Source organism: Pseudothauera hydrothermalis, assembly GCF_003345255.1.
In the GTDB taxonomy this organism is placed as follows: Bacteria; Pseudomonadota; Gammaproteobacteria; order Burkholderiales; family Rhodocyclaceae; genus Pseudothauera; species Pseudothauera hydrothermalis.
Map to the genome: position 1 here is coordinate 1294084 of NZ_CP029331.1, position 21260 is coordinate 1315343.

Annotated in this window: 20 protein-coding genes; 15 read left to right on the forward strand and 5 right to left on the reverse strand. The window is 63.3% G+C overall.

Going from position 1 to position 21260, the window contains the following annotated elements:
* The first annotated feature begins 93 nt into the window (after positions 1 to 93).
* Together DIE29_RS06305 and DIE29_RS06310 are read left to right on the forward strand one after the other, a co-directional pair.
* Complete coding sequence (locus tag DIE29_RS06305; protein WP_102041885.1) at positions 94 to 900, forward strand: alpha/beta fold hydrolase; 807 nt, start codon at positions 94 to 96, stop codon at positions 898 to 900.
* Positions 897 to 1388 carry a flavodoxin family protein gene (locus DIE29_RS06310; protein ID WP_114649482.1) on the forward strand — a complete coding sequence of 164 codons (492 nt, stop codon included), beginning with the start codon at positions 897 to 899 and terminating at the stop codon, positions 1386 to 1388. Before DIE29_RS06305 ends, DIE29_RS06310 begins: the two co-directional genes overlap by 4 nt.
* Positions 1389 to 1481: 93 nt before the next feature.
* Here DIE29_RS06310 and fabI read toward each other — a convergent pair whose 3' ends face one another.
* Positions 1482 to 2273 carry an enoyl-ACP reductase FabI gene (gene fabI, locus DIE29_RS06315; protein WP_102041884.1) on the reverse strand — a complete coding sequence of 264 codons (792 nt, stop codon included), beginning with the start codon at positions 2271 to 2273 and terminating at the stop codon, positions 1482 to 1484.
* Positions 2274 to 2441: 168 nt separating this feature from the next.
* Here fabI and DIE29_RS06320 point away from each other — a divergent pair, with 168 nt between their 5' ends.
* The 7 genes from DIE29_RS06320 to moaE all read left to right on the forward strand — a co-directional run bounded on the left by DIE29_RS06320 (position 2442) and on the right by moaE (position 9485).
* Positions 2442 to 4577, forward strand: coding sequence for an ABC transporter substrate-binding protein (locus DIE29_RS06320; protein WP_237269527.1), 2136 nt, complete (start codon positions 2442 to 2444; stop codon positions 4575 to 4577).
* Positions 4577 to 5554, forward strand: a complete 978-nt coding sequence (locus tag DIE29_RS06325; protein WP_108081078.1) for an ABC transporter permease — start codon at positions 4577 to 4579, stop codon at positions 5552 to 5554. Before DIE29_RS06320 ends, DIE29_RS06325 begins: the two co-directional genes overlap by 1 nt.
* A 3-nt stretch (positions 5555 to 5557) precedes the next feature.
* A complete protein-coding gene (locus DIE29_RS06330) occupies positions 5558 to 6973 on the forward strand; it encodes an ABC transporter permease (protein WP_108080209.1) in 1416 nt (471 codons plus the stop codon).
* Positions 6974 to 7067: 94 nt separating this feature from the next.
* Positions 7068 to 7562, forward strand: a complete 495-nt coding sequence (gene mobB, locus DIE29_RS06335; protein WP_108080208.1) for a molybdopterin-guanine dinucleotide biosynthesis protein B — start codon at positions 7068 to 7070, stop codon at positions 7560 to 7562.
* Positions 7559 to 8764, forward strand: coding sequence for a molybdopterin molybdotransferase MoeA (locus tag DIE29_RS06340; RefSeq protein WP_108080207.1), 1206 nt, complete (start codon positions 7559 to 7561; stop codon positions 8762 to 8764). Before mobB ends, DIE29_RS06340 begins: the two co-directional genes overlap by 4 nt.
* A 4-nt stretch (positions 8765 to 8768) precedes the next feature.
* A complete protein-coding gene (moaD, locus tag DIE29_RS06345) occupies positions 8769 to 9026 on the forward strand; it encodes a molybdopterin converting factor subunit 1 (protein ID WP_108080206.1) in 258 nt (85 codons plus the stop codon).
* Positions 9027 to 9029: 3 nt separating this feature from the next.
* Complete coding sequence (gene moaE / locus DIE29_RS06350) at positions 9030 to 9485, forward strand: molybdopterin synthase catalytic subunit MoaE (protein WP_108080205.1); 456 nt, start codon at positions 9030 to 9032, stop codon at positions 9483 to 9485.
* Between the two features lie 124 nt (positions 9486 to 9609).
* On the opposite strand, the gene DIE29_RS06355 is transcribed toward moaE, so the two are convergent.
* Entirely contained in the window at positions 9610 to 10122 is a 513-nt protein-coding gene (locus tag DIE29_RS06355) for a phasin family protein (protein ID WP_108080204.1), read from the reverse strand.
* Positions 10123 to 10408: 286 nt separating this feature from the next.
* On the opposite strand from DIE29_RS06355, the gene clpB reads away from it, so the two are divergent.
* Positions 10409 to 12991, forward strand: a complete 2583-nt coding sequence (gene clpB, locus DIE29_RS06360; protein ID WP_114649484.1) for an ATP-dependent chaperone ClpB — start codon at positions 10409 to 10411, stop codon at positions 12989 to 12991.
* Positions 12992 to 13007: 16 nt separating this feature from the next.
* On the opposite strand, the gene DIE29_RS06365 is transcribed toward clpB, so the two are convergent.
* The 3 genes from DIE29_RS06365 to DIE29_RS06375 form a co-directional block, all read right to left on the reverse strand.
* On the reverse strand, positions 13008 to 13517 hold the full coding sequence (locus DIE29_RS06365) for a DUF302 domain-containing protein (protein WP_114649485.1): 510 nt from the start codon (positions 13515 to 13517) through the stop codon (positions 13008 to 13010).
* Positions 13518 to 13524: 7 nt separating this feature from the next.
* Entirely contained in the window at positions 13525 to 15648 is a 2124-nt protein-coding gene (locus DIE29_RS06370) for a TonB-dependent receptor family protein (RefSeq protein ID WP_114649486.1), read from the reverse strand.
* Between the two features lie 105 nt (positions 15649 to 15753).
* Positions 15754 to 16761, reverse strand: coding sequence for an alpha/beta fold hydrolase (locus DIE29_RS06375; RefSeq protein ID WP_114649487.1), 1008 nt, complete (start codon positions 16759 to 16761; stop codon positions 15754 to 15756).
* A 186-nt stretch (positions 16762 to 16947) separates the two neighbouring features.
* Between DIE29_RS06375 and DIE29_RS06380 the strand changes: the two genes are divergently transcribed.
* From DIE29_RS06380 to DIE29_RS06400, 5 genes are read left to right on the forward strand one after another with little or no spacing between them, the layout of a single operon-like run.
* Positions 16948 to 17949: an ABC transporter substrate-binding protein gene (locus tag DIE29_RS06380; protein WP_237269528.1), complete on the forward strand. Its 1002-nt coding sequence runs from the start codon at positions 16948 to 16950 to the stop codon at positions 17947 to 17949.
* 17 nt (positions 17950 to 17966) lie between these two features.
* Positions 17967 to 18719, forward strand: coding sequence for an ABC transporter permease (locus DIE29_RS06385; RefSeq protein ID WP_237269529.1), 753 nt, complete (start codon positions 17967 to 17969; stop codon positions 18717 to 18719).
* A complete protein-coding gene (locus DIE29_RS06390; protein ID WP_102041869.1) occupies positions 18716 to 19534 on the forward strand; it encodes an ABC transporter ATP-binding protein in 819 nt (272 codons plus the stop codon). The genes DIE29_RS06385 and DIE29_RS06390 overlap by 4 nt, the downstream gene beginning before the upstream one ends.
* Complete coding sequence (locus DIE29_RS06395; RefSeq protein WP_114649489.1) at positions 19528 to 20283, forward strand: ABC transporter ATP-binding protein; 756 nt, start codon at positions 19528 to 19530, stop codon at positions 20281 to 20283. The genes DIE29_RS06390 and DIE29_RS06395 overlap by 7 nt, the downstream gene beginning before the upstream one ends.
* Positions 20280 to 21260, forward strand: a complete 981-nt coding sequence (locus tag DIE29_RS06400; protein ID WP_114649490.1) for a PQQ-dependent catabolism-associated beta-propeller protein — start codon at positions 20280 to 20282, stop codon at positions 21258 to 21260. Before DIE29_RS06395 ends, DIE29_RS06400 begins: the two co-directional genes overlap by 4 nt.

The window sequence follows — 21260 nt, forward strand, 5'->3', positions numbered from 1 at the left end:
CAAGTGCGCTGGCGACAAAGCGATTGACCCAGCCCTCAACCTAACCAAGAATCCCCGCCTGACTGTGTCTTTGCGATTTGAAACCGCCCAAATATGTTCGACTCTAGCCATTCCGACATCCGCTTCCACGACGTGTGGATCGAGCATCCACAGGGGCGGATTTTCGCCCGCAGCTGGGAGCCGCCCGGTGAGGAGAGCGCAAGCCCGATTGTGCTGTTGCATGACTCGCTCGGTTGCGTGGCGTTGTGGCGGGATTTTCCGGCGGCACTGTGCGCGCAGACCGGGCGCAGGGTGATTGCCTATGATCGATTGGGGTTCGGCCGCTCTACGGCGCGCGAAACGCTGCCGGCGCTGAGCTTTGTGGCCGATGAGGCAACCGAGGTTTTCCCACTGGTGCGTCAGCAGCTTGGGTTGGACCGTTTTGTCGTTTTGGGGCACAGCGTGGGCGGTGGTATGGCGGTACATTGCGCCGCGCAATTTGCAAATCACTGCGAGGCTTTGATCACCGTATCCGCCCAAGCCTTTGTGGAGGCACGTACGATACAAGGTATCGAAGCGGCCAAACAGATGTTCCAGGATGCGGCGCAACAACAGCGACTGGCCCGGTATCATGGCGACAAGGCACCCTGGGTGTTGGCGGCATGGATCGAACGCTGGCTGGATCCGGACTTTGCCCACTGGTCGCTGGCAACAGTGCTGCCAAACGTTTACTGCCCGGTGCTGGCCATTCACGGCGCCGAAGACCCATACGGTTCGGCCCGCCATCCGCAGATGATTGCGCAGTTGTGCAACGGGCCGGTGCAACTGGCGCTCATGGACGAGGTCTTTCATGTGCCACACCGCGAGCAGCCTGCGCGCGTGCTCGAATGGGTGGCCAAGTTCTTGGCGCAAAGCAGATGAAGACCTTGCTCATCGTCTATCACAGCATGACCGGCGGCACTTTGCAGATGGCACAGGCCGCGGCGCAAGGCGCGATGAGCGAGGCGGCGGTAACGGTACGGTTGCTGCCGGCCAGCCAGGCCGATGCAGACGACATGCTCACCGCCGACGGCTACCTCTTTGCAACGCCCGAATACTTGGCTGCCATCTCGGGGGTGCTCAAGGACTTTTTCGATCGCAGCTACTACCCGGTGCTCGACCGGGTCAATGGCCGACCCTATGGCCTGATGGTGTGTGCCGGCAGCGATGGCAGCAATGCCGTGCGCCAGATCGAACGCATTGTCACTGGCTGGCGCTTGCGGCCGGTGGCGGAGCCGCTGATTGTCTGCACAAGGGCTCAGACGGCCGCCGAGATCATGCTGCCAAAGCAGATCGATGCCGCCGAGCGCGCGCGCTGCCACGCGCTGGGTGCGGCAGTGGCAAGCGGTCTGGCTATGGGGGTGTTTTGAAGCGCTGCGGCTGGCCGTCTGTGTGCAGCACAGACGGCAACCGGGTCGGGGTCGCAGAGGCGAGGCCGCACGGCCCGCGGCAACGCGCCGGAATCAGCCTTGATCCGGGTTGCCCAGCGCGGTGGTGTTGAAACCGCCGTCAACATACATGATCTCGCCGGTGATGCCGCTGGCAAGATCCGAGCACAGAAAAGCGGCCGCATTGCCCACTTCCTCGATGGTGACGTTGCGGCGCAACGGAGCATTGCGCTCGTTGAACGACAGCAGTTTGCTGAAACTGCCGATCCCCGAGGCGGCCAGGGTCTTGATTGGACCGGCGGAAATCGCATTGACCCGGGTGCCTTCCGGCCCCAGGCAAGCGGCCAGATAGCGCACCGATGCCTCGAGGCTGGCCTTGGCCAGACCCATGATGTTGTAGTTGGGCATGGTGCGCACCGCGCCCAGATAGGACAGGGTGAGCAGTGCGCCGTTGCGGCCCTTCATCATCGGTCGCGCGGCCTTGGCCAGCGCAGGGAAGCTGTAGGCCGACACTTCCTGCGAGATGCGGAACGCTTCGCGCGAGAATCCTTCGAGAAAATCGCCTTCTAGCGCCTCGGTGGGGGCGTAGGCGATGGAATGGACGACACCGTCCAGACCGTCCCAGCGCTCGCCCAACTGTGCGAACAGTGCGGTGATCTGCGCGTCATCCTGAACGTCGCACGGCAGTACGATATGACTGCCGAAGTCGGCCGCCATTTTGCTCACCCGTTCCGCAAAGCGCTCGCTTTGGAAGGTAAACGCCAGCTCGGCGCCTTCGCGGTGCATGGCCTTGGCAATGCCGTAAGCAATCGAACGATTGCTCAGCAATCCGGTGATCAGGATGCGTTTGCCAGCTAAAAAGCCCATTGTCCGATAGTCTCCAGTGGTACAAGCGGCGGATTATAGCCGATGCGCGAATGTGGAAATGATCATGCGCGGCCGATACGCCAAAACGGGTAGGCGGGGTGGCGACGAGGTGAATACGGCTAGAATCGCGCCATGAATTGCCGCCTGGTCGTACTTCTCGTGGGTGCCATGCTCTCGTCCGCTTGTGGCAGCGGCGCGTGGAACGATCCCTATCCGGCCGCCGAGCGCGGGCAAAATGTGCTGTATTCCGCATTCACCGAGCGTCCGAAGCATCTCGATCCGGTACAGTCTTACAGCGAAGACGAGGCGGTTTTCCTCTACCAGATCGTCGAGCCGCCGCTCGAATACCATTACCTGAAACGCCCCTATGAACTGCGTCCGGGCTCGGCGCAGCTGCCGGTCATACGTCGCTTCGATGCTGCCGGGCAGTTGCTGGCCGACGATGCCGATGCGGCGCTGGTTGCCAGCACTGTGTTCGAGATCTCTGTGCGGCCGGGCATCTTCTACCAGCCCCATCCGGCTTTTGCACGCCGCCCGGATGGCTCGCCGCGCTATCTGGATTTGACGCCTGCCGATCTGGATGGGGTGCGCAGCCTGACCGACTTTGCGTACACCGACACCCGCGAGCTGGTGGCTGCGGATTTTGTGCATCAGATCAAACGGCTTGCGCACCCGCGTCTGCACTCGCCGATTTTTGAACTGATGGCGCAGTATTTGCCCGGACTCAAGAGCCTGCATGCACAACTGGTCGAGGCGGCGCGCCAGGATGCCGGCTGGCTGGATCTCACCCGGTTCGATTTGCCTGGGGTGGAGGTGATCGACCTCTACACCTTCCGCATAACCTTGCAAGGCAGCTATCCGCAGTTCATTTACTGGCTCACCATGCCTTTTTTCTCTCCGGTGCCGCCGGAGGTCGACCGCTTCTTTGGCCAGCCGGGCATGGCCGAGCGCAACCTCACGCTGGACTGGTGGCCGGTGGGGACCGGCCCTTATATGCTGGTGGAAAACAACCCCAACGCGCGCATGGTGCTTGCACGTAACCCCCACTACCATGGTGACACCTACCCCTGTGAGGGCGAGCCAGCGGATGTCGAAGCCGGCCTGTTGGCCGACTGCGGCAAGCGCCTGCCTTTCATCGACCGTGTGGTGTTTACCCGCGAGCGTGAGGGTATTCCCTATTGGAACAAATTCTTGCAGGGCTATTACGACGCTTCAGGGGTGTCATCGGACAATTTCGATCAGGCTGTGAGTCTGACCAGTCAGGGTGAGGTGACGCTGTCGGACTCGATGCGCGCCCGCGGCATCGAGCTTGTCACCTCAGTGTCGCCATCGATTTTTTATCTGGGCTTCAACATGCTCGACCCGCTGGTCGGCGGCGACGGCACGCCAGAGGGCAACGAGCGTGCGCGCAAGCTGCGCCAGGCAATCTCCATTGCCTTGGATATGGAGGAATTCGTCTCGATATTCCTCAACGGACGGGGCGTGCCGGCAATGCACCCGATTCCGCCCGGTATTTTCGGCGCGCGGGAGGGTGAGGCGGGCATCAATCCGGTAGTGTATGAATGGCGTGACGGCGCACCACAGCGGCGCAGCAAGGCGCTAGCCCGCGCTCTGTTGGCCGAGGCCGGTTGGCCCAACGGGCGCAATCCACAAACCGGCCAGGCGTTGATTTTGCATCTGGACACCACACCCGGCGGGCTGGGCGATAAGGCGCGTTCGGACTGGCTGGCCAAGCAGTTCCGCGAGCTCGGTGTGCAGTTCGTGGTACGTGCCACCGACTGGAACCGGTATCAGGAAAAAATACGCACCGGCAATCTGCAGCTTTTTTTCATGGGTTGGAATGCCGATTACCCGGATCCGGAGAATCTGCTTTTCCTGCTGCACGGCGCTCAGGGCAAGGTCAAATACGGTGGACAGAATGCCGCCAACTACCAGAACGCCGAATACGATGCGCTGTTCGAGCGCATGAAGGCCATGCCCGACGGTCCGGCCCGTCAAGCCATCATCGACCGCATGGTGGCCATTGTGCAGCATGACGCGCCCTGGATTTTCGGCTTTCACCCCAAGTCCTATGCGCTGCAGCACGGTTGGCTGTACAACCGCAAGCCGGGCAACATCGTGCGCGGCACACTCAAGTACCAGCGCATCGACCCGGCCAAGCGCGAGGCTGCGCGCGCGGCCTGGAACCGTCCGGTGCTGTGGCCGCTTGCGCTCATGGCGCTTTTGCTTGCAGCACTGCTGGCGCCGGCGGTGGTGCATTGGCGCCGGCGCGAGCGGGCCACGGCCAGCCCGGAGGCGGGCTGATGTTGGGCTATCTGCTGCGCCGCCTGATCTATGCCGTGCCGATACTGATCGGCGTGAATCTATTGACTTTCTTGTTGTTTTTCGTAGTGAACACGCCTGACGACATGGCGCGCATGCACCTGGGAGTGCGTCATGCCAGCGCCGAAGGTATTGCGCGCTGGAAAGCTGAGCGCGGCTACGACAAGCCCACGTTCTGGAATGCCCACGCGCAAGGCGCGAAGCGCTTTACCGAAACCATCTTTTTTGAAAAGTCGGTGCGCATGTTTGTGTTCGATTTCGGTCGCGCCGACGATGGCCGCGACATCGGGCGGGAGATCCGCGAACGCATGGGGCCGTCGCTGGCGGTGGCCGTGCCCACCTTTGTGCTGGGGCTGTTCGCGTCGATCACCTTTGCCTTGCTATTGGTGTTTTTTCGCGCCACCTATCTGGACTTTTGGGGGGTGGTGAGCTGTGTGGCCATGATGTCCATCTCCAGCCTGTTCTACATCATCGGCGGGCAGTGGCTGGTTGCCAAGGTCTGGGCCTTGGTGCCGATCTCGGGTTATGCGCCGGGGTTGGATGCTGCGCGCTTTTTGGTGCTGCCGGTGCTGATCGGCGTGCTGGCTGGGTTGGGTGCCAATGTGCGCTGGTATCGCACCATTTTTCTCGAGGAGATCTCGAGCGACTACGTCCGCACCGCGCGCGCCAAGGGTTTGTCGGAGTTCGCGGTGCTGTTTCGCCATGTGCTCAGAAACGCCATGATCCCCATCCTGACCGGTACGGTCGTACTGATTCCGATGCTGTTCATGGGTAGTCTGTTGGTGGAATCTTTCTTTGGCATCCCTGGCCTGGGCAGCTACACCATCGATGCAATCAATGCCCAGGACTTCGCGGTGGTGCGTGCGATGGTGTTCATCGGTTCGGTGCTGTACATCGTTGGTCTGATTCTGACCGACATCGCATACACCCTGGTCGATCCGCGAATACGGCTGGAGTAAACCATGAGCTTCAAGCCGGTATTGCTGTGGACCGACACATTGTTTTTTGCCCTGCTCTTGGCCGGTGTGCTCACGGTGCGCTATGTGCGTCGCCACGAGGCACTGTCGTCAGCGTGGCGCAAGGTCGGCCGCAGCCCGGTCGGCATGGCCTCTGCCACCGTGTTGCTGGGTTTTTTGTCGATCGCGGTGGCAGACAGCCTGCACTTTCGTCCGCAGCTGCCCGCTGTGGCCGAAGCCCCTGCGGATGCGCAACCGGTGTATGCCGTCGAGGTGCTTTCGGTGCTGGACGTAGCACTGGCCAAATTGCGTACCCGTAGCGAAAAAACCTATTCCGCGCCTTTTGCCGACCGGCTTTATGTACGTGAGACCGTCGAACTGCCCGAAGGCGGCCAGGCGCGTATCTATCCGCGCCTGCTCTGGGGGGGCGCACATCTGCGCGAGCCGGCCGCTGAAAAGGGCGCCGATATCGGCCAGCGCGCGCTCGGCGGTGCGGCGCTCGGTCTGGTGCTGTGGCTGCCACTGCCCGTTTTGCTCGCTGCCGGGCTGGCGCGCAAGGCGGCTCAGCCGTTTGTGGCCGCTTTGCGCAGCGTCGTGCTGGGCAAGACCGAATTGGCTTGGCGGGCAGCCTTGCTCACGTTGGGCGCAATCTTTCTGATCGCCGGTGCGGTGGCGGCGCTGGCGCCCTGGTATCACGTCTTGGGCACCGACAAAGTGGGTCAGGATGTGCTCTATCTGGCACTCAAAAGCGTGCGCACTGCATTGCTGATCGGCACGCTCACCACCTTGATCATGTTGCCGTTTGCAGTGGTGTTGGGGGTGATGGCCGGTTATCTGGGCGGCTGGGTGGATGATCTCATCCAGTATCTCTATACCGTACTGAACGCCATTCCGGGCGTGCTCTTGATTGCCGCCGCGGTGTTGATGATGCAAGGGCTCATCGACACCCATCCGCAATGGTTTGCCACCGCTGCCGAGCGCGCCGATGCGCGCCTGCTGGCATTGTGTTTGATTCTCGGCATGACCAGTTGGACCGCTCTATGCCGCCTGTTGCGCGGCGAGACGCTCAAGCTGCGCGAGATGGAATACGTTCAGGCCGCGCGCGCCTTCGGGGTGCGCACCCCGGCCATCCTGCGCCGTCATGTGCTGCCCAACGTCATGCACATCGTACTGATTGCGCTGGTGATGGATTTTTCCGGTCTTGTCCTGGCCGAGGCGGTGTTGTCCTATATCGGCATCGGTGTCGATCCGACCATGATCAGCTTTGGCACCATGATCAACTTGGCGCGTGCAGAGCTTGCCCGCGACCCGATGGTGTGGTGGTCCTTGGCCGCTGCCTTCGGCTTCATGTTCGTGCTGGTGCTGGCGGCCAATCTATTTGCCGACGTGGTGCGGGACGCTTTCGATCCGCGCCGTGGGTGAAGGTGGGTGCTGCACCTGAGCGCAGTCAAGTCCGGCCGCAGCCGGCCTGTAGTATTCTGGCGCTTCTCTTTTTGGCAGCCAATGGCCTCATTGAATGAAAGTGTTTGGTATCGCCGGCTGGTCCGGCGCCGGCAAGACGACCCTGGTGGAGAGGTTGATCCCGGTGTTTACCGGCCGCGGACTCACCGTGTCGGTGATCAAGCACGCCCACCACGGTTTCGATCTGGATAAACCCGGCAAGGATTCCTGGCGCCACCGCGAGGCCGGCGCCACCCAGGTGCTGATGCTCTCCAACGAGCGCTGGGTGCTGATGCATGAACTGCGCGGCGCTCCCGAGCCCACGTTGGCAGAGCAGTTGCGCGTGCTCGAACCCACGGATTTGGTGCTGATCGAAGGCTACAAGGCCGCGCCGGTGCCCAAAATCGAAGTCCACCGTCCGGCGCATGGCAAACCGCCGCTGTGGCCGCAAAACGAGCATGTGGTGGCGGTGGCCAGCGATGCGGCGTTGGACTGTCCGCTGCCGTTGTTGCCGCTCAATGATCCGGCAGCGGTGGCGGATTTCATCCTCAAGTATCTGGAGCGTGCATGAACGACAAACTCCTGTCTTTCGAGGAAGCTTTGGCGCGTTTACTTGCCGAGGCCCGCCCGGTCCGTGAGGTGGATCAGGTCGATACCCTGGCTGCCGCCGGTCGCGTGCTGGCCAGTCCCCAGCATTCCAGCATCGCGCTGCCACCGATGGACAGCGCCACCATGGACGGCTACGCCGTGCGGGCTGTCGATGTGCCGGCTCCCGGAGTCTGCCTGCCGGTGTCGCAGCGCATCCCGGCCGGTAGCGTCGGTCACGCGCTGGCGCCCGGCAGTGCAGCAAGAATCTTCACCGGTGCGCCGCTGCCGCCGGGTGCGGACGCTGTGGTGATGCAGGAGTTGTGCGAGCCGCGCGGCGAATCGGTGCGCATCGACCATCGGCCGCGCGCAGGAGAGGCGATCCGCCGTGCCGGTGAGGACATCGCCCGCGGCCAGCAGGTGCTGCCGGCAGGCATTCGACTGCGTCCTCAGCATATCGCCCTGGCTGCCGCGGTCGGCCTGGCCCGGCTGCCGGTGTATCGCCGTCTGCGGGTGGCGCTGTTTTCTACTGGTAGTGAGCTGGTGATGCCGGGCGAGCCGTTGCCGCCGGGTGCCATTTACAACTCCAACCGCTACCTGCTGGGTGCGCTGCTTGCCGGGCTGGGCTGCGAGATCACCGACCTGGGCATCGTCCCGGATAACCTGGAGGCCACCCGCAAGGCCCTACGCGAAGCGGCCGAGCGTCACGACCTGATTCTGACCAGCGGCGGCGTGTCGGTCGGTGAGGAAGACCACGTCAAACCGGCGGTGGAAGCCGAAGGCCGTCTGATGATGTGGAAAATCGCCATGAAACCGGGTAAACCGCTGGCTTACGGGCGGGTGCACGGCGCGGCTTTCATCGGTCTGCCAGGCAACCCGGTGTCGAGTTTCGTCACCTTTCTGATGATGGTGCGGCCGTTCATTCTGACCGCTCAGGGGGTGACAGAGGTGGCGCCGCAGCGGGTGAGTCTGCGTGCGGATTTCGACTGGCCCCGTCCGGATCGCCGGCGCGAATTCTTGCGCGCGCGCATCACCGAAGCCGGCACTGTGGAGTTGTTCGGCAACCAGGGCGCGGCTGCGCTGCAGTCGACCGCCTGGGCCAATGGCCTGGTGGATATCGCCCCCGAACAGCCGGTGGCGCGCGGCGATCTGGTTCATTTCTTGCCCTTTGGCGACTTGCTGTCATAAAGCCATGAAAGAACTCAATATTCTGTATTTTGCCAGTCTGCGCGAAGCGGTCGGTTGCGCAGGCGAACGCCTGCCGCTGCCCGAGGGGGTGTGTACCGTGGGCGCGCTGCGCGAACATCTGGCCGCCCGTGGCGGGGTGTGGACTGCCCTGACCACCGGCCGCAACCTGCGGGCTGCGGTCAACCAACGCATGGTCGATGGCGATGCGACGCTCGCCCCGGGCGACGAGATTGCCTTTTTTCCGCCGGTAACCGGGGGGTGAGCCGTGTCGGTAAGTGTGCAGAAAGCGGATTTCGATGTCGGTGCGGAGATTGCTGCGTTATCGGCCGGTCGCGCCGAAGTCGGTGCGGTGGCGAGCTTCGTCGGCCTGGTACGCGACAGCGGGCAGGGCAAAAACGTGCAAGCGATGACCCTGGAGCATTATCCCGGGATGACCGAAACCGCGCTGGCCGAGATCGTCGCTCAGGCCCACCAGCGCTGGGCGCTGCTTGGGGTGCGGGTCATCCACCGCCATGGCCGGCTGCTGCCAGGCGATCGTATCGTTTTCGTTGGCGTGGCCAGCGCGCATCGAGGTGACGCCTTTGCTGCCTGCCAGTTCATCATGGACTACCTCAAAACCCGGGCGCCGTTCTGGAAGCGCGAAGAAACGCCGGACGGCTCGCACTGGGTCGATGCGAAGGAGAGCGACGACCAGGCCGCGGCACGCTGGGAAGGTTCTTGATTTTGCATCGCGCGGGGACTCCCGGGGTTCGGTAACCGCCGGTTGCAGCGTGTGTGAACGCACCAGGGCGCCTGTGGCGCCCTGGAAAATTTTTGATGCAACTTCAGCCGCTCAGCGGCGGCCCTCAGCGCCGGCCTTTTGGCGGCTGGGTCATGGTGCTGAAAGCCTGGAAGGCTTCGGCCGATGCGCGGGCCATTTGTTCAAAGGCGTTGCGGGTGGTGTCCATCGCAGTCTGGATGGCGGTCATGGCGTTTTGGTCGGTAATCGGCATGCCTTTGAACAGCTTTTGCATGGCGTCGAACATGTCTTGACTGCCGGTGGTCAGTTGTTCGCCGACCAGTTTGCCGACTTCGCTCTGGGTCCGTGCGGTGATCTCGGCAATCTCGCGGGCGCAGGACAGCATCTTTTCGGTGGTGGCCTGCGCGAACTGAGTGCGCAGCTCCATCAGCTCTTTCGGGTCTTTGGCCGCGCTCATTGCCTTGGCGTTTTTCACCCCGTCCTCGAACAAGGTTTTGGCCGTGGAGACCTGCAGCTCCATGATGCGCTGGGAATTCTCGATGGACATCTGCGCCAGGCGCATTGCCGCTTCGAGGTTCTTCTTTTGCAGTTCATTCATTTGGTCTTGCTTGGTAGCCATAACTTCTTCTCCACGCGCGCGTTGGTGTCGATGAAGGCGCTAGATGCGCCATGTTCGGACAGCGATGACGCCGGTCGGCCTCTGCAAGCCGCTCCCTCGGCCTCGCAGACAACCATAACACAATGAGATGCAAAGCTGTTGTCGACCTGATCGATGCGGGAGCGTTTGAGGTGAAAGGCTGCAGTGCGAAGGGTCTGAACCTGGGCTGGCTTGGCGTGTCCGCCCTTGAACATACTCGAACCCACCCCACATAGAGGTCAGTTCAATCTCTCAGGAAACGCCCGTCATGCGCTTCGAAAAACTCACGACCAAATTCCAGCAGGCCCTTGCCGATGCACAAAGCATCGCCGTGGGTAATGATCAACAATTCATCGAGCCGCTTCATCTACTGGCGGCGATGCTCAATCAGGATGACGGCGGCACCGTGTCGCTGTTGCAGCGTGCCGGGGTCAATGTGCCGCCGCTCAAGACCGCTCTGCAACGTGCCATCGACCGTTTGCCCAAAGTGGAAGGTCACGGCGGCGAGGTGCAAGTGGGGCGCGAGCTTGCCAATCTGCTCAATCTGGCTGACAAAGAAGCCCAGCGGCGCGGCGACCAGTTCATCGCCAGCGAGATGTTCCTGCTGGCCTTGGCCGAGGATAAAGGTGAGGCCGGCCGGCTGCTCAAAGAGCATGGTCTGACCCGCAAGGCGCTGGAGGCTGCGGTGGATGCGGTGCGCGGCGGACAGAACGTCGGCAGCCAGGACGCAGAAAGCCAGCGCGAAGCATTGAAGAAGTATTGCCTGGATCTGACCGAGCGCGCCCGCCAAGGCAAGCTCGATCCGGTGATCGGCCGTGACGACGAAATTCGCCGCGCCATTCAAATCCTGCAGCGCCGCACCAAGAACAATCCGGTGTTGATTGGCGAGCCGGGCGTGGGTAAAACCGCCATCGTCGAGGGGTTGGCTCAGCGCATCGTCAACGATGAGGTGCCCGAAACCCTGAAAGGCAAAAAAGTGCTGTCGCTCGACATGGCTGCGCTGCTGGCCGGGGCCAAGTACCGCGGCGAATTCGAAGAACGCCTGAAAGCAGTGCTCAAGGACATTGCCCAGGACGAAGGCCGCATCATCCTGTTCATCGACGAAATCCACACTATGGTGGGCGCCGGCAAGGCCGAAGGCGCCATCGACGCCGGAAATATGCTCAAGCCCGCTTTGGCGCGCGGTGAGTTGCATTGCATCGGCGCCACCACGCTGGATGAATATCGCAAATACATCGAAAAGGATGCCGCGCTGGAGCGCCGCTTCCAGAAAGTGCTGGTGGATGAACCCACGGTGGAGTCGACCATCGCCATCCTGCGCGGTTTGCAGGAAAGGTACGAGGTGCACCATGGCGTGGAAATTACCGATCCGGCCATCGTTGCCGCGGCCGAGCTCAGCCACCGCTACATCACCGACCGCTTTTTGCCGGACAAGGCCATCGACCTCATCGACGAGGCCGCCGCCCGCATCAAGATGGAGATCGACTCCAAACCGGAGGCGATGGACAAGCTCGAACGCCGGCTGATCCAGCTCAAGATCGAACAAGAGGCGGTCAAGAAAGAAACCGATGAAGCGTCGCAGAAACGTCTGTTGTTGATCCGCGAAGAGATCGACAAGTTAGAGCGTGAGTACGCCAATCTGGACGAAATCTGGCGTGCGGAAAAAGCCAGCGTGCAAGGCACTCAGCACATCAAGGAAGAGATCGAAAAATTGCGTGCGCAAATGGCCGAACTGCAGCGCAAGGGCCAGTTCGACAAACTGGCCGAATTGCAGTACGGCAAGCTGCCGCAGCTGGAGGCTCAGCTCAAGGCGGCCGAGACGGCAGGCCGGGGCGAGCGTCAGTTCAAGCTGCTGCGTACTCAGGTGGGTGCGGAGGAAATCGCCGAAGTCGTCTCACGCGCAACCGGCATTCCGGTCTCCAAGATGATGCAGGGCGAGCGCGACAAGCTCTTGAAGATGGAAGAGCATCTACACAGCCGCGTGGTGGGCCAGGATGAAGCGGTCCGTCTGGTCTCCGACGCCATCCGCCGCTCGCGTGCGGGGCTATCGGACGAAAACCGTCCCTACGGTTCTTTCTTGTTCCTGGGGCCGACCGGGGTGGGCAAAACCGAGCTGTGCAAAACGCTGGCCGAATTCCTCTTCGATTCGGAAGAACATTTGATCCGCATCGACATGAGCGAATTCATGGAAAAGCACTCGGTGGCCCGTTTGATTGGCGCGCCGCCGGGCTATGTCGGCTACGAGGAAGGCGGCTATCTCACCGAGCAGGTGCGTCGCAAGCCTTATAGCGTGATCCTTTTCGACGAGGTGGAAAAAGCCCATCCGGATGTGTTCAACGTCCTGCTGCAGGTGCTCGACGACGGTCGCATGACCGACGGCCAGGGGCGTACGGTGGATTTCAAAAACACTGTGATCGTCATGACCAGCAACCTGGGCAGCCAGATGATTCAGCAAATGGCCGGCGATGACTACGGCGTGATCAAGCTGGCGGTGATGGCCGAGGTGAAAACCTACTTCCGCCCCGAGTTCATCAACCGGATCGACGAAGTGGTGGTGTTCCATGCGCTCGATACCCAGCACATTGCCGGCATTGCCCGCATCCAGTTGAAGTACCTGGAGCGGCGCCTGGCACGTCTGGATATGCGTCTGGAAGTGACCGATGCCGCGCTTGCCGAAATTGCCTCGGCGGGCTTCGACCCGGTCTACGGCGCCCGCCCGCTCAAGCGCGCGATCCAGGAACGGATCGAAAACCCGCTCGCCAAGGCTATCCTGGAAGGGCAGTTTGCCGCCAAGGACTGCATCAAGGTCGATGCGGCCGGCGGCAAGCTGAGCTTTACCCGCGCGCAGTAAGTCCGGCAGCGGCGGCCTAATGGATCGTCCGGTGCCCATCCAGGCCGAGACTCTCGGCGGTGCGTCGCGCGATGCGCCCGAGTAGGGCTTCGGCCTGCGCGCCGCCGGGCGTGCCGGTGGCCGGCAAACGATAGGTGAGATACACCCGCTGAGGTTCGGAGGGCAGGTTGTAGAGGGCCATGCTCAGCGGGCACAGCGCGATGTGGCGTGGGTTTTCCGAGGTCATACGCCCGGCAACCTGCGCGCTGCAAAAGGTCAAGATCACCGCGTCGCGGTAAATGTCGGCAGGGTGGCCGAGATCGGCGGCGGTGCGTTTGAGCATGTCGCCGAATTCGCTCACTGAAGCTGGCATGAGCCCCTCGGCCACGATACTGTCTTCCAGCGCCGCACGGGCATTCGCTAGATCGGTCGGCTCGAGCAGATGCTCGACGATCTGCGCCTGCGCCGCCGCGCTGAAGGCGGCCAGCAGGACGGCGGTGGCGAGTCGACGCAAAGGGCGCAGACGGTGTGCGGCTTTTTTCTGCATAGGTGTGCTAGAAGTGGTAGCTCAACCGAGCGCCCGCGTACCAGCTGCGCTCGGGGCCAGGTTCGTAGTAGCGACCATTGCCATCGCCGACGATGACCGAGGCGATGTGTTCGCGGTCAAAAAGGTTGTCCAGGCGCAGTAAGCCAGCCAAGGTCCAGTCGCCGTAGCGGCGTTCGACGTTTGCCCGCAGGTTGACCAGGGTGTAGGCCGGGGCGGCGCGTTCGGTGTTGGTGTCTTCCACGTACACCTTACCGCGGTAGAGTGCTTCTGCGCCCAGGGTGAGACCGGCATGCGGACTCCAGGTCAGCTCGGCATAAGCGGTGGTGGCTGGGATACCCGGCAGACGGTTGCCGGATTCTACGGTCACGCCGCGGCTGTCAAAGCTGCGGTCGTAGATGGCGCGCAGGTGGGTCAGGGCAAATTTGCCGCGCCATTGGCTGGAGAACTCGCTGTCGATCGCCACTTCGATGCCGTCACGCCGGGTGCGGGCGGCGTTCTGGAACACGGTGCGCCCGCCGCCGCTGGCAAGCACCACCAGCTCGTCGGTGCTGCGGATCTGGAAGATCGCAGCGTTGAGCGTGGTGCCGGCGGCGACCAGGGCCTTGGCGCCGATCTCGTACTGGGTGCTGCGCGCGGGCTTGAGGTCGAAGTTGAAACCGTCGGTGCCGGTCGGCCCGGAGTAGGACAGCTCGTTCATCGTCGGCGTCTCGAAACCGCGCGCGGCGCTGGCGTACAGGTTCAGGGTTGCCATCGGCCGCCAGGCAATGCCGACGGCCGGGGTGGTTTCACTGAAGCGCAGGCGGCCGCTGTCGTCCGGGTTGGCAGCGGTGACGTAGTCGTCATCCACCTCGAACTTGACCCGGCTGCGGCGCAGGCCGGCTTGCATGGTCCACGCGTCGGTCTCCCAGCTTGCCTGTAGATAGGGGTCGAGGCTGGTGACGGTGTCAGTCTCGTTTCGGCGCAGCGCCCCTTTGACTCCAAGGGTGGTGCCGACGAAGTTCTCGTAACCGCGGCGTTCATCCTGCGAGCGGTCGTAGTCAACCCCAGCAGTGACGGTGAGCGCGCCCCCCCCGATGCCGAAGATCTGGATCCAGCGCGCGCCCAGGCCGTGGAAGTCGCGGTCGAAATCAACCACGCCGCCGGCGTGGCGCGGATTGGCCTGCACGAAGGTAGGGATGGACTGATACTGAGTGACCGCGCGGGTGCCGCCGTAAGCCACCAGTTGCAAGCGCCCGCTGCCCAAGCGCTGGTCCCAGGTGGCGCCGGCTTGGCGGTGCGAGATGTGCTTGCGGGTGTTGAAGTTTAGCGCAGGCTCTTCCACCGCGCGCGGGTCGCGTTTGTAGGTGTCCCAAGTGAGGCCGAGCGGGTCTTCGCTGTCGCGCTGGCGCAGACCGCTGGCCACCAGGGTGAGTTTGCCGTCGGCGTTGGGTTTGAGATTGAGTTTGGCGAAAACCTGGTCGCGGGTGGCGGCGCTGTGATCGCGGTAGCCCTCGGTGGCAAAGCGTGAGCCATGCACCAAATAGCCGACGCCGCCGGTTTCGCCTTCCGCCCCCAGCGCGTACTTGCGCGTGCCCCAGGTGCCGGCGATGGCGTCGCCATGTAGCCGCGGGGTGCCGGCGCCGTCGCGCGAAAAGAGCTGGATGACGCCGCCGGAATGGTTGCCGTACACCGTGGCGATCGGGCCGCGCAGCACTTCGATGCGCTCGGCAGTGTCCAGGTTGAAGGTGGCGGCCTGGCCCTGACCGTCTGGGTTGCTGGCCGGGATGCCGTCGGCGATCAACTTGACGCCGCGTACTCCGAAGGCGGCACGTGCGCCGAAGCCACGTACCGAAATTTGCAGGTCCTGCGCGTAGTTCTGGCGGTTCTGCACCACCAGGCCGGGCACTGCGGTAAGCGCCTCGGAGGCATTCACGTTGAGGTTGCCGGCCTGCACCGCCTGCATATCGACTACATCCACCGAGAAGGGCTGCCAGAAACTTTCGGCTTCGGCGCGGCTGCCGGTGACCACCACCGGGCTGAGCGGGGCAGTGGCATCTGCCGCTAGTACGGTGGTGGAGGCGAGCGCGGCCAGACAGGCGGCAAGCGGGATCAGGCTGGCCGAAGGCGCGAAGGCAGAATGGTTGAGCTTCATGATCGTTAAGCACCCTGGATTTTTGATGAAGCCATTGTTGCGCCCGGTAGCGCAGATTGTCGTCGGCGCGCCGATGGCAATGGGCTAGCGAAAACCATGAGTCCGCTATCGTTCAGGCGCAGCGGTCCGGGATGCGGCTTTTGCCGCCACGCCCCAGTCGCAAAAATCGCCCTTCGCGGCAAATACCGCTGTCGCCGCGCGCAGCGCCATGAGCATGGCGGGGGCAAAGGGATCATGGCCCACTCCGGGAACTTCGCACATGCGGCTGCCGGGCAGGGCTGCATGTACCTGATCGGTCACCTGCGGCAGGCAGACCCGGTCGATGCTGCCACAGACGAGCGCCACCGGCAGTTCGGCCAGTTGCCCCGTATTGGCGAGCAAGCCACCGTGTGGAATGAAGCAGTCATGGCGCAGGTAATGGGCTTGCACACGGTAGCGGGCAATCAGGGCGGCAGCCGCTGGCGAGCCGGCTGGCGGCGGCTCGGGTACTTCGGCCTCAGGCTGGCTGAGCGCAGTGTCCCAGCAACGCCAGCGCTGCGCCGCGGCCAGTGCGCTGGTTGGGTCGGGATCATTCACCGCCTCCGCGTAGTACGCGAGCAAGTCGCTACGCCGGTCTGCAGGCGCCGGGGCGACGAAAGCCTCCCAGGCGGCCGGACGCACGCGTCGTGCGCCATGGAAAAACCAGTCTATTTCCTCCCGTGTGCCCAGGAACACGCTGCGCAGCAGCAGAGCCAGACAGGCGCCACGGTGCGCGCTGGCGTAGCTCAGCGCCAGACAAGCACCCCAGGAACCGCCGCAGACCAGCCAGCGTGCGATGCCAAGATGGCGGCGCAAGGTTTCGATATCGGCCACCAAGTGGGCAAGTGTGTTGTGTTCGGTGTGGCCCAGCGGCTTGCTGCCCCCGCAACCGCGTTGGTCGAACAACACGATGCGGTAGTGCGCCGGATCGAAGAAGGTGCGCAAACGCGCGCCGGCTCCGCTACCCGGTCCGCCGTGCAGCGAAAGCGCCGGTATGCCCTGCGGGTTGCCACTTTGTTCGAAGCGGATGCGATGACCGTCACCGGTATCGAGTAGTCCCTCGTCCCAAGGGGGGCAGGTGTTTGCAACGTCCATGGGTACAAATTAGCCCAAACGATGCGGTCGTTGCCGATGGCGGGTGCGAATACAGAAAATCATGAGCCGCAGCTAAGCGTTTTGATGAGGCGGTGTGCGCGATATCCCGTGACACTATCTCCAGCAAAAAATCATGTGCCCGTTCGGTTTGCGAGCGCGGCTTGCGTTCCCCTGGAGACCTTGCCTGTGAATCGGCTGCACCCACGTGTTTTGTTGGCCTGGAGCTTTGGTTTGTTGTTGGCCGGCCTACTGCTCGGGGGACTGGGTCGGGCGGTCGCGGCTGAGCCCACCGTCTTACGAGTTGGCGTGCTGAAGTTTGGCACGGTAAGTTGGGAGCTCGATGTCATCCGTTACCACGGGTTGGATCGCCAATACGGTGTGGCGCTGGAAGTGGTGGAGCTGGCAAACAAGGACGCTACTGCCATTGCGTTGCAGGGCGGCGCGGTGGATATCATCGTCACCGACTGGCTGTGGGTGTCGCGCCAGCGCGACGCCGGTGCGGACTACACCTTCGTGGCCTATTCGGAAGCCTCGGGCGCGCTGATGGTGCGCCCGGACGGCGGCATCCGCTCGCTGGGGGATTTGGCTGGCAAGCGCATCGGCGTGGCCGGCAGCGCACTTGACAAGAGCTGGTTACTGTTGCGTGCCCATACGCAGCGAACGGCCGGGCGCGAGCTCATGGACAGCGCGCGTGTGGTTTTTGCTGCGCCGCCCTTGCTCAACGAAAAATTCCTGCAAGGCGAACTCGATGCGGTGCTCAACTTCTGGCAGTACGCTGCGCGTCTACAGGCGCAGGGCATGGTGCCATTGGTCCAGGTGCAAGACTTGCTTGCCGGACTGGGTGTGCCGGGACGTTTGCCGCTGATCGGCTATGTATTCTCGGAACGCTTAGCGGCTGCGCGGCCAGACGCGGTGCGCGGTTTCATCGCCGCTTCGCGTGCGGCGCAAGCCCTGCTGCGCACCTCCGACGCCGAATGGGCGCGCCTGCAGCCATTGACCGGCGCCACGGATGCAGCCACGCTGGCCGCGCTGCGCGAGGGTTATCGCCGCGGCATTCCATCGGGCAGCGCCGCCGATCACCAAGCGGCGATCCAGGCCGCTTACCGCGTCCTGGCCGAGACCGGCGGGGCGGTGCTGGTGGGCAAGTCAGCCGGGCTCGCCCCTGGTACGGTGTGGCAGGGTTGGTGATGATCGGTGCGCCCGCCGTGACTGCCGCCCTGCCGCCGCGTTGGCTACGCGGTGTCTCGCTGGCGGTTTTCCTTGGCGCCTGGGCGCTGGTGGCGGTGGTGGCCGAAAGCCGTGTGCTGCCCACGCCCTGGGCGGTGGCCGCCAGTATCGGCGCACACCTGACCCACGGCACGCTGCTGGCCGATCTGGGTATCACACTGACCAGGGTGGCGGTGGCCTTTGTGCTGGCGATGGCACTTGGCATCGCGCTGGGCATGATCATGGGCGTGAGCGAACGCGCAAATCAACTACTCGACGGCGGTTTGATCCTGTTTCTCAACCTGCCGGCACTGGTGGTGATCATCCTGTGCTATGTGTGGTTCGGGCTCAACGAGACCGCGGCCATTCTGGCGGTGGCGGTCAACAAAATTCCCAACGTGGTGGTGGTCATGCGCGAAGGCACCCGCGCCGTCGGGCGCGAGCTACTGCAGGTGGCGCAGGTTTTCCATGTGCCACCGCTGCGCCGCTTCCTGGTGTTTTTTCTGCCGCAGCTCTACCCGTATATCATGGCTGCGGCGCGCAACGGCATGGCGCTGATCTGGAAGATCGTACTGGTGGTGGAGCTGCTCGGACGCAGTAATGGCGTCGGTTTCCAGCTCTCGATGTTCTTCCAGCTCTTCGATATTGCCGGGATCCTGGCCTACACGCTGGCCTTTGTGGCGGTGATGCTTTTGGTCGAAATGGCTGTGCTCGCGCCGATCGAACGGCGGCTGACCAGGTGGCGGACATGAATGGGGCGGTGCTGTCCGATTTATCGATCAGGGTGGCCGAAAAGCGCTACCCTGGCGCCGTAGAGCCGGCCATTGCCGGGCTTGCTTTCGATTTGCCGGCTCGCCAATTCTGCTGCATCGTCGGACCATCAGGCTGTGGCAAGACTTCGCTGCTCAACATCCTCGCCGGGCTGGATCGTGCGGCACGCGCCGAGGTGCGTTTTGCAGACGGTTCCACGCCGGCCGCGACGCCAATCGGCTACATGTTTCAGACCCCGCGCCTGCTGCCTTGGCGCACCGTGCGCGACAATGTGCGGGTGGTGCTCGATGCGGCGGCAGTGGCTGCCGGGCGTGCCGAGCGGCTGCTCGATGAGATGGGACTGGGCGCGTGTCTGGATATTTATCCGGGTCAGCTCTCCGGTGGCATGCAGCGCCGGGTGGCGTTGGCGCGCGCCTTCGCCATCGAGCCGCGCTTGCTGTTGCTCGACGAACCGTTCGTGTCGCTCGACCAGCCGGTGGCCGAACATTTGCGCGGAATGTTGTTGGATCTTTGGCAGCGCCATCCGACCACGGTGCTGTTTGTCACCCATGATTTACGCGAAGCCATCCAACTTGGTGACCGCATTGTTTTCCTTTCGCGTGCGCCTTCCCGGGTGATTCTGGACGTGACGGTCGACTTGCCACGCCCGCGTCACGCTGAGGGCAGTGAGGTGGATGACTTTCGCCGCAGCTTGCTGGCGCGTCATCGCGAATTGTTGGCCGGGGTGGCGGAGTCGGTGGCCGGAGAGGTGGGCGCGACGCCGGACCCCAGCTCCATGGAGAGCCAGCTATGTTGAGTGTGCGTGAAGTGAGTAAATCCTATGGTGCGGTGCGTGCGCTCGACCGGGTCAGCCTGGAGGTGGCAGCAGGCACTTTCTGCGTGTTGCTGGGACCCAACGGGGCCGGCAAGTCCACGCTGTTCCAGCTGCTCAGCGGCCTTTTCGTGCCCGACGGTGGCGAGATTTTCATCGATGGTATTTCGGTGCGCCGTCAGCCGGCGCGCGCACTGACCCGTCTGGGGGTGGTGTTTCAGCAACAGGCGCTGGATCTCGATCTGTCGATTGCCCGCAACCTGCTGCTGCACGCCGATCTGCACGGCATGCCCCGCGCGCTGGCACGCAGCCGCATCGAGGAGGGATTGGCGCAGTTCGATCTTGCCGCACACGGCGGGCGAAAAGTGCGCGAACTGTCGGGAGGCAATCGCCGAAAGGTGGAACTGATCCGTGCCATGCTGCATCGGCCGGCGGTATTGTTGATGGACGAGGCCACCGTTGGGCTGGATCTGCCCTCGCGCCGCGCGCTGCGCAGCCACATTTCCCACTGCATGCAGCAGCGCCCGATGGCGGTGCTGTGGGCCACCCACTGGATCGAGGAGGTCGAGGACGCTGGCCAGGTGGTGGTGCTGCACCGCGGTCGCGTGCTGGCCGACGGCTCGCAACAGGCGGTGATCGCGGCGCTCGGCGCGCCGACGCTGGAACAAGGATTCTTCAAGGCGGCCGGCCTGGCCGCTACCCATATCAATAGCCCGCAAGGAGCCCTGTCATGACCCCGACGACTATCTCCGCCCGCCATGTGCTCGCCGCGCTGGCCCTGGCCGGCGCCGCCGGTGCCGCGCAAGCGGCCACGCTGTATGTGTCCAGCGAAAAAGACGATGCGCTCACCATGATCGACCTTGCCACGCTCCAGGTTACCGGCACGGTGGCTACCTGCAAGCGCCCACGGCACATGCAGTTGGCCGCTGGCGGCAAGCAGCTCGTGGTCGCATGCACCGAATCTGGCAAGGCCGACGTCATCGATTTGGCCAATGGCCGCTCGGTGCGCCGCATCGACCTCGGAGACGACCCGGAGATTTTCGATCTGTCGCCCGACGGCAAAACGCTCTATGTGTCCAATGAAGACGACGGCGAAATGGGGATTGTCGATTTCGCCAGCGGCAAACGCACCGGCGCGGTGAAGGTGGGACAGGAGCCGGAAGGCGTGAAAGTGTCGCCAGATGGCAAGACGGTGTTCGTCACCTCGGAGGTGGCCAGCATGGTGCATGTGGTCGATGCGGCCAGCGGCAAGGTGGTGAAAAACATCAAGGTTGGCAAGCGCCCGCGCCGCTTCGCGATCAGTCCGGACGGTCGTGAGCTGTGGGTGAGTAACGAATTGGATGCCAGCGTCAGCGTGATCGATACCGCCAAGCTGGAGGTGGTCGACACCTTGCGCTTCGAGCTCAAGGGCGCCCGCAGCGAGGACATCACGCCAGTGGGATTGGCCTTCAGCCGTGATGGCCGGCGCGCCTTCGTCGGCCTGGGCAGAGCCAATCATGTGGCTTTCGTCGATGTCGCCAGCCGCAAGGTGCAGGAACTGGTCTTGGTGGGCAAGCGCGCCTGGAGCGTGGCGCTCAACGCCGACGAGTCGCGGCTGTTCGTGGTCAATGGCTTGTCGGATGATGTGACCGTGGTCGATGTGGCTGCGGCCAAGGCAGTCAAAACCATTCCGGTGGGCCGCGTGCCGCACACCGCGGTGGTGGTGGAATAA